10 protein-coding genes are annotated in these 12392 nt (G+C 67.6%); 5 read left to right on the top strand and 5 right to left on the bottom strand.

The features are described 5' to 3' along the window. Positions 1-31 precede the first annotated feature (31 nt). Both lpxC and KOR34_RS05715 read right to left on the bottom strand, forming a co-directional pair. The gene (gene lpxC, locus KOR34_RS05720) at positions 32-907 is read right to left on the bottom strand and encodes a UDP-3-O-acyl-N-acetylglucosamine deacetylase (RefSeq protein ID WP_146563001.1); all 876 of its coding nucleotides are present in this window, start codon (positions 905-907) and stop codon (positions 32-34) included. Between the two features lie 115 nt (positions 908-1022). Next, the gene (locus KOR34_RS05715) at positions 1023-1658 is read right to left on the bottom strand and encodes an OmpH family outer membrane protein (RefSeq protein ID WP_146563000.1); all 636 of its coding nucleotides are present in this window, start codon (positions 1656-1658) and stop codon (positions 1023-1025) included. A 282-nt stretch (positions 1659-1940) separates the two neighbouring features. Here KOR34_RS05715 and KOR34_RS05710 point away from each other — a divergent pair, with 282 nt between their 5' ends. Both KOR34_RS05710 and KOR34_RS05705 read left to right on the top strand, forming a co-directional pair. Then, complete coding sequence (locus KOR34_RS05710; protein WP_197531179.1) at positions 1941-2312, top strand: response regulator; 372 nt, start codon at positions 1941-1943, stop codon at positions 2310-2312. Between the two features lie 92 nt (positions 2313-2404). Beyond that, on the top strand, positions 2405-4258 hold the full coding sequence (locus KOR34_RS05705) for an ATP-binding protein (RefSeq protein ID WP_146562998.1): 1854 nt from the start codon (positions 2405-2407) through the stop codon (positions 4256-4258). A 23-nt stretch (positions 4259-4281) separates the two neighbouring features. Here the strand turns inward: KOR34_RS05705 and KOR34_RS05700 are convergent, their stop codons facing one another. Further along, positions 4282-4629, bottom strand: coding sequence for a P-II family nitrogen regulator (locus KOR34_RS05700; protein WP_146562995.1), 348 nt, complete (start codon positions 4627-4629; stop codon positions 4282-4284). Positions 4630-4700: 71 nt separating this feature from the next. Continuing rightward, on the bottom strand, positions 4701-7460 hold the full coding sequence (locus KOR34_RS05695; RefSeq protein WP_146562993.1) for a zinc-dependent metalloprotease: 2760 nt from the start codon (positions 7458-7460) through the stop codon (positions 4701-4703). 201 nt (positions 7461-7661) lie between these two features. Between KOR34_RS05695 and KOR34_RS05690 the strand changes: the two genes are divergently transcribed. The 3 genes from KOR34_RS05690 (at position 7662) to KOR34_RS05680 (ending at position 11265) form a co-directional block, all read left to right on the top strand. After that, positions 7662-8711 (top strand): phosphotransferase enzyme family protein, encoded by a 1050-nt coding sequence (locus KOR34_RS05690; protein WP_146562991.1) that lies wholly within the window; start codon positions 7662-7664, stop codon positions 8709-8711. Between the two features lie 171 nt (positions 8712-8882). Continuing rightward, a complete protein-coding gene (locus tag KOR34_RS05685; RefSeq protein WP_197531178.1) occupies positions 8883-10901 on the top strand; it encodes a protein-disulfide reductase DsbD family protein in 2019 nt (672 codons plus the stop codon). A 34-nt stretch (positions 10902-10935) separates the two neighbouring features. Next, positions 10936-11265, top strand: a complete 330-nt coding sequence (locus KOR34_RS05680; RefSeq protein WP_146562987.1) for a hypothetical protein — start codon at positions 10936-10938, stop codon at positions 11263-11265. On the opposite strand, the gene purM is transcribed toward KOR34_RS05680, so the two are convergent. Continuing rightward, on the bottom strand, positions 11262-12302 hold the full coding sequence (gene purM / locus KOR34_RS05675) for a phosphoribosylformylglycinamidine cyclo-ligase (protein ID WP_146562985.1): 1041 nt from the start codon (positions 12300-12302) through the stop codon (positions 11262-11264). The genes KOR34_RS05680 and purM overlap by 4 nt on opposite strands. Between the last annotated feature and the right edge of the window lie 90 nt (positions 12303-12392).

Here is a 12392-nt window from a genome sequence, read left to right as displayed (position 1 = left end):
GTTCCTTCGCCCGCTCGATTAAGTGAATCCGTTACGCCGACCGCTTGGACTGGGAGTGCAGCCGCTCGTCCTTGAGCAGCTCCGCAACCAGTTGACCGTTGAGCTGGTGGCCGCTGCGGTAGGCCACCACGTGCCCCACGATCGGGCGGCCCGCCAGGGCCAGGTCGCCCACGACGTCCAGCACCTTGTGCCGGACGCACTCGTCGTCGAAACGCAGCTGGTTTCCAATCGGGCCGTCCGGCCCGAAGATCAGCAGCTCGTCGGGCGAGACGTGCGCCCCCAGGCCCCGCTCGATCAGCGCGTCGGCCTCCTGCTTCAGCAGGAAGGTGCGGGCCGGGGCCAGCTCGGCGATGAACGCCATGGGGTCGACGTCGGTAACGAGCCACTGCGAGCCGATCGGGCTGTCGGCGCCGTAGTCCAGGCGGTACTCGATAGAGAGCCGGTCGCCCATCGGCGGGCGGACCTCGATCCACTTGTCGGCGTCGCCGCAGCGGAGGGGGCGCTCGACCATGATCGGCCGCACGAGCGCCGCCTGAGAAGTCAGGCCGGCCTGGGCGATCGCCTCGACGAACGCGGCGGCCGAGCCGTCCAGGCCCGGCATCTCAGCGGACGTGACGCCGATCTCGCAGTTATCGACCTCAAGCCCGGCGAGGGCCGCCAGGACGTGCTCCACCATCTCGACGTCCGCTTCGTCGGTCGCCAGCACGGTGCGACGCTGGGCGTCGGTGCGGCTGGCGGACTCGGCGGGGATGCGTGGCGAACCGGGCAGATCGTCCCGGACGAAGAAGCGGCCGGCGCCCACCGGGGCCGGGCGGAATTCCACCCTGACCTCCTGGCCGGACCAATAGCCGACCCCACGCACGGATACGGGTCGGGCAAGCGTGTGCTGTGTGCGCGACTGGGGCATCGCGTAGAACTCCCTGGCTGGCTGCGTCCGAGGCGGACTAGATTCAAGCAAGCGGCATGCGACAGCGGGCCCGCAGCGGCGGCCCCGGTCCGGGGCCGCCGCGCTGGCCGCTGAATCAATACTGGCCGCTATTGCCAGCGGTGGGGTTCGCGACAGACGTCTTCGAAGGGTTCTTGGCCGGGTAGCTGGCCTTGACCATCGCGATGATGTCCGGCGTGATGTCAACCGAGTCCTGGTACTGGACCGGCTTGTTGATGCCGGCCAGGATCTGCTGACGGATCGCCGGGTCCGGCTCCTCGCCGTTGAAGCGGAAGACGATGCCGATCTTGTAGTGCTTGGCGTAGCGGTTGATCTCCGCCTGCACCTGACCGTAGGCCTCGTAGTACGCCTTGGCCTCCTTCTCGAGGAAGCCCTTCTGCAGCCGGTTCTTCTCCAGCTCGAAGCTGGCCTTGCCGGTCGCGAGCTCCTCGTCGGCCTTCTTGAACTCATCGGAGCCGGGCTTGAAGCTGTTGCGCTTCTGCTCCAGCGTCATCAGGCCCTGGGCCTTGCCCTTGAGCTGCTGCTCGATCTGCTGAACCTCGCCCTGCATGCCCTCCAGCTTCTCGCGGAACTGCGGGTGGTTCTTGAATACGTAGTTAACGTCCACCACGGCGAAGCCGTACTTGGGGGCGTTGATGCCGGCCTGGTTCTGGGCGAAGGCCGGGGCGGCAAACAGAAGAGCCGCGATCGCGGCGACGGGAAGTGTCTTCACGTCAGCACTCCTTGCTGAGTAGGGTCATCCATGACCGGTTCGACGATACACGACAGGGTACGCAGAGTTATCTGCGTGCGAGGCCCCTGTTCTTGAAGGCGGGCGGTATTCTGCCGACATGCCCGGGACGCGTAAAGGGCAGTTTTGAAATAACTGCACGCGGATCCGCTAGCGGGCTGGGGCGGCGGCAAGACCCCTTGCCGCGGCCCTGCGCGGCCGCTAACCTCGCCCGCCCTGCCGAAAGGCCCGCCCTCCCCAGCCGCCTTCATGGAGGAAGAACGGTTGAGCGCCCCCCTCCGAGTCCTGATTGTCGACGAGTCCGCCGAATCGCGGGAGGTGCTGCGCACCGCGCTGGAGAGGGTCGGCTCGCAGACCCTCGAGGCCGAGCGCCCGGACGGGGCGCAGCCGCTGTGCGCCCAATCCAAGCCCGACCTGATTGTGTGCGACGTGGACAGCGACCGGTCCCGGGACCGGGAGGCGGCGCGCCGCCTGGCGGCCGAGGCCAACCGCACGGACACCCCAATCGTTCTTCTCGGCGCCCTAAAACAGCAATCCGCATGGACTTCCGGCGGAGAGTTCGTCGCTAAACCCTACCACTACGGCCCTTTGATTCGTAGAATCGAGGCGCTGTTGGCGAGTCGCCGCGCGGCCTAGTCGGGGAACCGGGGCCGGGCGATCGACCCGCCGCTCCCGCTTCCGCCGGGCGCCCGCCAGGGACGCCCGAGAGCCGCTTGGGGCCAAATGGCGTGCCGTCGTTGTTCGTAATCCAAGGCCGTGACCAGGGGACCCGGTTCGAGCTGCGCGAGAACCCGACCTCACTCGGCCGGGACAGCGACAACTCCTTCCAGCTGCATGACACCGAGGTCTCGCGTAAGCACGCCGAGATCACGCTCGACGGCAGCCGCGTCCTGCTGCGGGACCTCAACAGCTCCAACGGCACCTACGTTAACGGCAAGGCTGTGCGTCAGGCGCTGCTCCGCAGCGGCGACCAGCTGCAGCTCGGCCGCTCGCTGCTGCTGTTCACCGGCCCGAAGGAAGAGTCGATCGACTCCGGCGACAGCCGCATCGACATCGTTTCTTCCGTGCTCGACGGCGACGAGTCGCGCATCCTGCACTCGATCAGCCACGCCGAGGGGAGCGAGCTGCTGGCCACCCCGGCCGACCAGACGCAGAGCCCCTGGCTGGCCCGCGCCCGCAGCAATCTGCAGATCATGTACCGCACGTCGTTGGCGGTGAGCCACACGCTGGACATCGACCAGCTGCTCTCGCGCATCATGGACATGATCTTCGAGTGGGTTGAGGCCGACCGCGGCTGCATCATGCTCAAGGACCAGAAGACCGGCAAGCTGGAGCCCCGCGTCCGCCGGCACCGCCGCGGCATCCAGACCGAAGAGCGGATCAGCATCAGCCAGACCATCCTGGACTACGTGGTGGAGAACGGCGAGGGCGTGCTGACCAGCAACGCCCGCGACGACAACCGCTGGGACCCGGCGCAGAGCATCGTCAAGATGGGCGTGCGCGAGGCGATCTGCGTGCCCATGCAGGGCCGGTACGACGTGGTCGGCGTGATCTACATCGACACGTCGCTCACGCCGCAGCGGATCGCGCAGCAGAAGTCGACCAACCAGTTCGGCCAGGAGCACCTCAAACTAATGGTGGCCATCGCCCACCAGGCGGCCCTGGCCATCGAGGACACCTCGTACTACCAGGCGATGGTGCAGGCCGAGCGGCTGGCGGCGATCGGCCAGACGATCGCCACGCTGTCGCACCACATCAAGAACATCCTGCAGGGCGTCCGCGGCGGCAGCTACCTGATCGAGCTCGGCATGACCGACCACGAGAAGGCCACGCACGAGGGTGAGGACGGCGTGGAGATCGACGCCGAGGCGGCCATCAACGCGGTCGCCACGATGCGCAAGGGCTGGAAGATCGTCGACAAGAACCAGGAGCGGATCTCCGGCCTGGTGATGGACATGCTCACGTTCAGTAAGGAACGTGTGCCCGAGCCGGTCCCCAGCGACCTCAACGAAGTGACCGCCGACGTGGTGGAGCTGGTCCAGTCCCGCGCGAAGGACGTCAGCGTCGAGCTGCAGTGGCGGCCGGCCGCCGATATCCCGGTCATCGAGTTCGACCCCGACGCCATCCACCGCGCGGTGCTGAACGTCGTGACCAACGCGATCGACGCCTGCGAGGGGCGTGACCCGGCGGTCGTGACGGTCAGCACCGAGCTGGACGCCGCCGCCAAGCGGGCGGTGATACTGGTGGAGGACACCGGCGTGGGCATCGCGCCAGAGGATGTCGAGTCGGTGTTCACCGTGTTCGTGTCGAAGAAGGGCAGCCGCGGCACCGGCCTGGGGCTCTCGGTCACCCAGAAGATCTTCAACGAGCACGGCGGCGCCGTCAGCCTCACCAGCGAGCCGGGCAAGGGCACCATCTTCCGCCTGGAGCTGCCGCTGGAGTCGAAGATCCAGAAGAGCGACGCCGCCGAGGACGAGGAGATGTCCGGCCCCGACGACGAGGCCGCCCGCCAGCAGGCCGACGACGATGACGACGACCCGCAGACGCTGGTCAACATCCTCGACGACAGCAGCCACGGCTGACCCGCTTAACCTGTCAGCCGCTCCTAGATGGCGCCCTGCCCCGTTAGGCCGTCGCTGATCTGGATCGCCTCGTGCATCGGCAGCACGAAGATCTTGCCGTCGCCGATGTGCCCCTCGGTGCTGGTGCGGGCGAACTCTTCCAGGCACGCGATGGTGCGTTCGACGAAGTCGTCATTGACGGCGATCTGCAGCTCCAGCTTCCGCAGCAGCTGGGTCTGGTACTCGTGCCCGCGGAAGGTCTCGAGGTGGCCGCGCTGCCGCGCGTAGCCCATGGCGTCGCAGGCGGTCATCCGCGTGACGCCGATGTGGTGCAGCGCCTCGCGCACGGCGTTCAGACGCGTCGGCTGGATTACCGTAACGATGAGCTTCATAGCCGCCCGGCGGGGAATCGAGGAACCAGCCGGCTAGGATACAGCCAACCGGTCCGCTCGGCAAACCGCGGCTACGGCGAGGTCAGCATCACCGCGTCCAGGGTTTTCTCGATCCGGGCCTGCGACTCCATCAGGTGGGCCTGGGTGTAGGCGTCGAGGTTTTCGGACTCGGCGGCCTTGGCCATCTTGTCGCCCAGCTTCTTCAGCTTGGCGTAGGCCAGCGTCTGGCAGTCCTGCGGGGCCGAGGTCTGGCCGATCGCCAGTTGCGCGAGGCTCTCCAGGTACGCCCGCTGCAGGTTGCGGCGCAGGCTGCTGATCGCCGGCGAACGGACCGTGTACTCCGCGTCGGCGTCCTGGGAGTCGAGCTCGGCGAAGATCGCGTCGGTCAGCCGGTCGATCAGCTCGGCGGTAGTAAACGCGTCCTGGTCGGCGGGGGTCTTGAGCTCGCTGTCGTGCACGCGGGCGAGGGTCAGCGGCGAGAGCAGCCGGCCCAGGATCCGCTCCTGCCACATCAGGATGACCTCGTGGGCCGGGTAGTCCGGGCGGTCCACCACGTCCTGCCCCCAGTGGCTCCACCGCGACGGCGCCAGCTGGTTGTACATCGCGGGCGGGATGCTAAACGGCTTGTCGCTGAACACCTGGTCCTCAAGCAACGCGAGCGCCTCGCGCTGCCGCTTGGCGTCGACCACCTCGAACGGCTCGGGGGCGTTTTCGTCGCCGACGTGGCTGCGGCTGACGTACACGCCGCCCACGTAGCGGGACATCATGAACATCGACTGCCCGTGGGTCGACAGCAGAACGCCGAACGCGCGGCGGGCCTTCTCGTACCCATCGCCCTCTTCGGTGACGCTCTCGACGACCTCGGGGAGCGCGTCGGCCACAATGGCCGCTTGGCCCTTGGCCCACTCGACCAGGTCGTTGGACATGTCGAAGCGGATGCTGTGCGGGTCCGGGTCGATGCCGCGGGTGTCTTCGTCGGTCAGGTACGCCAGCCCGGGCTCGCCGGAGCGGGCAGCGATCTTCTTCAGCTCTGGCAGTTCGGACTCGGTCGATCCCTTGAGCGGGGTGTAGCCGTACTCGATGGCCCAGTAGTCGTAGGGCCCGATCGTGGTGGAGTAGTAGTCGCCCTGCTCGACGCCGGGCGGCGCCAGGTTAACCGGGGCGTAGTCCATCACCGACGCGGTCAGGCCCGTCTGGCTGGTCTTCGACACGTCGTGCAGCTCAGCCGGCGAGTAGAGCGCGCTGGCCTTGAAGTTGTGCCGCAGGCCGAGCGTGTGGCCCACCTCGTGCATGGTGACCTCCTTGAGGCCCTGCATGATCAGCTTCTCCAGGTCCTCCGGGCTCCGCTTGCGGACCGCTCCGACCGAGGCGCCCAGCGCAAACTGGTGCGACATCCCGTGCATCAGATTGCACGAGCAACGCTCGCCGTGGCGGCAGCGGAGCGCGACCGGGGTGCGGCTCAGCTGCCTGCGGTAGCTCTCCAGGTCCATCGGGCCGCCGGTCATCGCGGCGATGCCCTCGGGCGTGAAGGTCTCGTAGCGGACTTTCCAGGTCTGCAGGAAGTCCGCGTCGAAGATGATGTCCGCGTCGAGGATCTCGCCGGTCATCGGGTTCACGCGCGAGGGGCCCATCGCGAACCCGGCGCTGGACGTGATCCAGCGGAAGGTGTTGTAGCGGATGTCGCCCGGCTCCCAGTCGGCGTCGTCGGGCTGCTGACGCACGTCGATCGCGTCGTAGAAGCCGGCCTTCTCGAACGCCTTGTTCCACTCGGCGATGCCGTCGCGGATCGGCTTGCGGTACTTGTAGGGGATGGTCTTCTCGAGCCAGAAGACGATCGGCTCCTTCGGCGGCGACTTCTCGGCGTTCGGGTCCGCCTTCTTCAGGTTCCAGCGGTTGATGTACCGCACAAACCGGTCGTCGTCCTCGGCCTGCGAGTAGTCCTTCAGCACGGTCAGGAAGTAGCCGACGCGGTCGTCCGCCAGGCGGGGCTGGTAGTCCGACTTCGGCAGCCGGCTGAGCGAGTAGTGCACGCCCACGGTCACCGCCCGCGAGTCGGCCACGGTGTCAAACTCCTCTCGGCCGCTCGACGCGTAGGTCGCGGCGACCTGCACCTCCAGGTTCTTGTCGTACGCCTCGACGTTGGCCCACGTCGAGCGGGCCTTGGAGAACGTGAAGCCGGGCAGCACCATCGAGATCTGCGGCAGGTCGCTCAGGAAAACCTGGCCCAGGTCCACCACGTACGAGCCGCCGGAACCGCGGGCCATGATCGGCAGGCTGTAGAGCACGCTGTCGGTGAACGCCAGCTTCACCGCCTTCTCACTGGGGCTGCCGGCGTCCGCCTTGAAACGCACGTTGCGGCGCACCACGTGGATCCGCTCGCCCACCTTGCGGAACTGCCAGACCCAGTCGTCGCCGAAGCCCCAGCTGTAGCCGCCCAGCAGCGGCCGCTGGCCGATCCCCTTGGCGATCGTGATCAGCAGGATGTGGTCCTTGTCGAGGTCCGACGGCTTCAGCTCGGCCAGCAGCTTGTCGTCGCCCTGGTAGAGCTTGATGAGGCCCCCGTCGATCTCGTCCAGGTCCTTGGTGACCTTCGACAGCGGCGGGTACTTGGGCTTCTTGTCATCGTCGGCGTCGCCGTCGGACGATCCACCGTTGCTCGACCCGTTGGAGGTAGCCGAGATTTTTTCGTCGGCGTCCGCCTGCTTCTCGTCGGCCTGCGACGTTTTTTCCGCCTGGTCGGAGTCGGCGGCCACCGCCGCCCCGCCCCATGACAGGCACGCGACGCAGAGCAGGCAGACCGGGAGGCGATATCCCCAAGGCTTCAACGCCATGGTAAATTCCTTGCAGGTAGAGAGTTAGGTCGCGTCGTGCGGTGGGTGGGCCAGGGCTCTGGCGGGAGGCGAGCATTCTGCCCAGGCGGCTTGGTCCGTAAATATACCCCATCTCGCCCGTTTGGCGCTGCAAGGTGGCAAATTGCCAGCTGCGTGCTATGCGCGCCCCGCCCGTCGCAATCACGGCAAGACCCCGTCCCCATGGCCATCAGCAGCGAAGACCGGCAGGCTCACGACGCGCTCCGCCGCTTCTCGTTCGGCGGGGCGCCAGCGAACGCGACGCCCGCCGGAACGCTGGGCGGCCTGAGCGGCGCCAGGTTCTGGCGCGTCGGGGGCGGTGGGCGATCGCTCGTGCTCAGGCGGTGGCCGCCGAGCATGACGCCGACCGACCTCCGCGGCCTCCACGCGCTCCTGCGGCACGGCGCCGATCGCAGCCTGACCATCCTTCCACTGCCGCTGCCCGCCGCTGGCGGCGACTCGGTGGTTCAGCTAGCCGGACATTGCTGGGAGCTGCACCCCTGGATGCCAGGACAACCAATGCCTGGCCAGCCGAATGAATCAGAGCGCGAACTGGCCCCCGCTGGCGCCGCCGCGTTGGCAGAGCTGCACTGCGCTTTTCACGACTTCGCCGGCCGACCCGCATCTACAGCCCCGCCAGGGTCTGCAGGCAAGCGGGTGCGGGTCCTGGATCAACACGCGGCCGGCGCGCCGCTGGACTGCGGAGGGGCCCTCGCCAGGCTAAGTATCTCGACGTCCGAAGCCCTAACGCTGGTAAGGCGGCTCGCTGCGCTCGCGCCGCAGGCCGCCGAACTGGCGAGAGAGGCCGCAGCGCAAGCTACCCACGTGCAGATGATCCACGGCGACCCGCGGCGCGAGCACCTGCTGTTTTCGGAAGGCCGCGTTTCAGGCCTGGTCGACTTTGGCGCCGTGACACACGACACGCCGATGGTCGACCTGGCGCGGTGGCTGTGCGAAACCACTTCCGCCGACGCCGCGGCTTGGCAGAGTGGGGTCGATGCGTACCACTCCGTCCGACCGTTGAGCAACAATGAGCGGCGGTTGGTGTCGACGCTCACTCTGTCGGGCGTCGTCGCGTCGGGCTTCAATTGGGTCCGCTGGGCGCAGAATGGCGACCTCGGCGCGGCCAACCAGCAGGGCGCCACGGCCCGCATCCGGCAGATTGCGGAGTGGGTCGGGCTGTTCGCTGAGCAGCGGCACGCCGCTCAGGTGACTGCTGCCGGCGGGGGGTGAAACAGCATACCGTTGGGGCGTATTCCGCTGGCGGCGCCGGCTTTTGGCCCCCGCCAACCGTATAGAACCATGTTTGAGGGGGCGGCCGGGTCCGATAAAATGGTTCGTTCGCGAAGGCGCCCCCAGGATGAAGCCCCGCTAGCCGTTCGGAAGCACACAAGGAACCACCACGTGGCACGCACCGCGTTGACCAACCTGCTCACCACCACCCTGCGGCGCGCCGCCGCGGTGCTGCTCTGCCTGTCGCCCGCAATCGGACTGGCGCAGGGCGGTTTCCTGGATGGCTTCCAAGGAGGAGGGTTCGGCAGCCCGATGGGCGGCGCCACCGGCGACCCGGTTTCTGTCAGCTCACAGTTCACCGCGGCCACGGCCGACCAGCCGGCTGTGCTGATGATCACGGCCAAGATCGAACCGGGGTGGCACGTCTACTCGCTGACCCAGGGGAAGCTGCCGAGCGGCCTGGGCCCCAACCAGACCAAGATCACCATCGACGAGTCGCCGCAGTACAAGCTGCTGGGCGAGGTGCGGGCGTTCCCAGAGGCGCACGACCGCGTTGACGCGGAGGCCTTTGTCGGCCTCACGCTCGAAGAGCACTCCAACCAGGTCACCTGGTACGCGCCGATCGAGCTTGCCGAAGGGGTCGATCCCGCCGCGGTCACCGTCACCGGCAAGGTGTCGCTGCAGGCTTGTGAGGAACGCGGGTCGTGCATCCCGCCCAAGAGCTACCCAATCAACGCCCGCGTAGGCGGGGGAGTCCCGATCGGCCCGCTCGATCTCTCCGCGCCGCCGTCGACCTCCGCTGAGCGGGCCGCGGCTACGCCGGGCGAGGGGGCCAGTCCGAGCGTTGCCGCCCCGGTCGCGCCGCTGACCCCGACCGCCGAGCCAGGGCAGGCGTACGACCTGAACGCCATCCGCTTCACCGAACGGGCGGGCGAGAACTCGCTCGGCTGGAACCTGCTGCTGGCGTTCGGCGGCGGGCTGATCCTAAACCTGATGCCGTGCGTGCTGCCGGTGATCGGACTGAAGGTCATGAGCTTTGTGCAGCAGGCGGGCTACAGCCGCGCCAAGGCGTTTGAGCTCAACCTCTGGTACTCGCTCGGCATCGTGGCGGTGTTCTGGGTGCTGGCGGGGCTGGCGATCTTCGCCGGCCTGTCTTGGGGCAAGCAGTTCAGCAGCGTTGGCTTCAACCTGACGATGGCGTCGATCGTGTTCGTCATGGCGCTGAGCCTGCTGGGGGTGTGGGAGATCCACGTGCCCGACGCGGTCGGCCGGAGCTCGACCCACAAGTCGGTCGCCGGCGAGGGCCGCCTGGCGGCGTTCTTCAAGGGCGTGCTCACGACGCTGCTCGCCACCCCGTGCACCGGGCCCGGCATGGCCGTAGCGCTCGGGTGGGCGGTCCGCCAGACAGGCGGGACGACCATGCTGGTGTTCACCGTGATGGGCATCGGGATGGCGTTCCCCTACCTGCTGATCGGCGCGTTCCCGAAGCTGGTGAACTTCCTCCCGCGGCCGGGCGAGTGGATGGTGACGTTCAAGCAGCTGATGGGCTTTGTGCTCCTGGGTACCGTGATCTTCTTGCTGTCGCTGATCCCCACCACCTACCTGCTACCGTCGCTCTGCCTGCTGACCACGCTTGGGCTGGCGTGCTGGGTATATTCCAAGATGCCGATCGGCGCCCCGTTCGGCGAGCAGACCCAGACCTACGTGCTGTGCAGCGCCATCATTGCCGCGGGCGCGGTGTTCTCGTTCGCCTGGCTCGCGCCGGTGCTGTCAAACGAGAACGAGGCCTGGCAGCCGTTTTCGCTGGCCAAGCTCAACGAGGTGGCGGTGGAGGAGGGCAAGACGGTGCTGGTGGACTTCGGCGCCGACTGGTGCGCCAACTGCCAGGTGCTCGAGAAGACCGTGCTGCACACCGCGCCGGTGGAGGAAGCGATCAAGGCCAACCGCGTGGTCACGATGTTCGCCGACAACACCGACTACCCGCCGGAGATCGAGAACACCCTCAAGGCGCTCCGCAGCAACGGCGTGCCGGTGATCGCCATCTTCCCGGGCGGCGCGCCGTACGAGCCGATCGTGTTCCGCGGCGTGTACACGCAGGGTCAGCTCACCGACGCCATCGCGGCGGCCAGTGCCGCCAAGCCAACCACCGTGGCCAACTCGGCCCCCGACGGCCCGCAAGCGGCGCGGTGACGCCGCCGAGTCTTCTGAAGACGAGGCCTGCCGAGTGGCCGAGCAGCAACCAGGCGGTGAGAACCCCTACGCTTCGCCGCGGGCGGATGCCGACGCCTACGCACCGCTGAAATCGCCCAGCCTGGTGAACGTGCTCAAGGCGGGGTTCTTTGGGTGCCTGGCGCTGTCGATGCTGCTGGTGCTGGTCACGCTCGCGTCAATCGCGTTAGCAGCCGTCATCAACGGCGATATGCAGTACGTCCCCATCGGCGGAATCGTTGCCGGCGGGATCGGGGCGGCGATGGTTTCGTTCCTGGGCTGGCAGATGCTCAAGAGCGCGAGAGCCCGGCTGCGTCGCGGCCGGGATGGCGGGGACGCCGACTAGGCAGCGTCGATCTTGCCAATCGGCCAGCTCTCCAGCCCCTGCTCGGCCAGTTGGCTCTGCACGCTGTCGGCATAGTACTCGCTGACAATTACCGCCAGGCCCACGCCCATGTTGAACACGCGGGCCATCTCGTCGGCGTCGACCGAGCCGAGCCGCTGCAGCCACTGGAAGACCGGGGGGACCGGCCAGCTGCCCTCATTGATCTGCAGCTTCACGCCGGCGGGCAGGATCCGTTCGATGTTCTCGTGCAGCCCGCCGCCGGTGATGTGGGCGATGCCGTGCACCACCTGCTTCTTGCGGTAGTGGCTGAGCACGCTGCGGACCGGGCGTACGTACAGGCGGGTTGGGCGGAGCAGCTCCTCGCCGACCGTGCAGCCGAGCTCGTCGACATGCGAGTCGACCGTCAGCCCGGCGATCTCGAACACGATCTTCCGCACCAGGCTGTAGCCGTTGGAGTGGATGCCGCTGGACGCCACGCCGAGGACCACGTCGCCGGGGGCGATCGCCTTGCCGTCGATCATCTTCGCGCGGTCCACCACGCCGACACAGAAGCCGGCGAGGTCGTAGTCGCCGTGGGCATACAGGTCGGGCATGATGGCGGTCTCGCCGCCGATCAGCGAGCAGTCGCTCTCCTGGCAGCCGGCGCTGATCCCTTCAACCACTTCGGCTAGCCGCGTCGGGTCGTCGTGGCTCATAGCGATGTAGTCGAGGAAGAACAGCGGCTCGGCGCCGGTGCAGAGCGCGTCGTTCACGCACATCGCCACCAGGTCGATGCCCACCGTGTTGTGCACGCCCGCTAGCTGGGCCGCCTTGAGCTTGGTGCCCACGCCATCGGTGCAGGCCACAAGGACGGGGTCCTGGTAGTTCCGGGCGAACAGCTTGCCGGCGAAATCGAGCTGAAAAAGGCCGGCAAACCCGCCCTCGGCCGGCAGCACGCGGGGGCTGCGGGTCCGGTTCATCAGGGCCGGCAGGCGGGCCATCGACTGCTGGTACAGCTCGAGGTCGACGCCGGAATCTTTGTAAGTTGCTTTCTGCATTCGCCTTAGCGTTCCTATAACGGACGGGAAACGGGATTCTAGAGGCGGCGCCGCCGGACTGTCAAACCACCGGGGTCAACCGGTAGTGGT

The sequence above is a fragment of the Posidoniimonas corsicana genome, assembly GCF_007859765.1.
Taxonomy (GTDB): Bacteria; Planctomycetota; Planctomycetia; order Pirellulales; family Lacipirellulaceae; genus Posidoniimonas; species Posidoniimonas corsicana.
The sequence above is the reverse complement of the archived record's forward strand: the minus strand, read 5'-3'. Positions and strand labels throughout refer to the sequence as shown.

Excerpts from the sequence above, each read along its gene's own strand:
- lpxC (WP_146563001.1), bottom strand. The coding sequence starts at position 907 with ATGCCCCAGTCGCGCACACAGCACACGCTTGCCCGACCCGTATCCGTG.
- KOR34_RS05700 (WP_146562995.1), bottom strand. The coding sequence starts at position 4,629 with ATGAAGCTCATCGTTACGGTAATCCAGCCGACGCGTCTGAACGCCGTG.
- KOR34_RS05695 (WP_146562993.1), bottom strand. The coding sequence starts at position 7,460 with ATGGCGTTGAAGCCTTGGGGATATCGCCTCCCGGTCTGCCTGCTCTGC.
- KOR34_RS05690 (WP_146562991.1), top strand. The coding sequence starts at position 7,662 with ATGGCCATCAGCAGCGAAGACCGGCAGGCTCACGACGCGCTCCGCCGC.
- purM (WP_146562985.1), bottom strand. The coding sequence starts at position 12,302 with ATGCAGAAAGCAACTTACAAAGATTCCGGCGTCGACCTCGAGCTGTAC.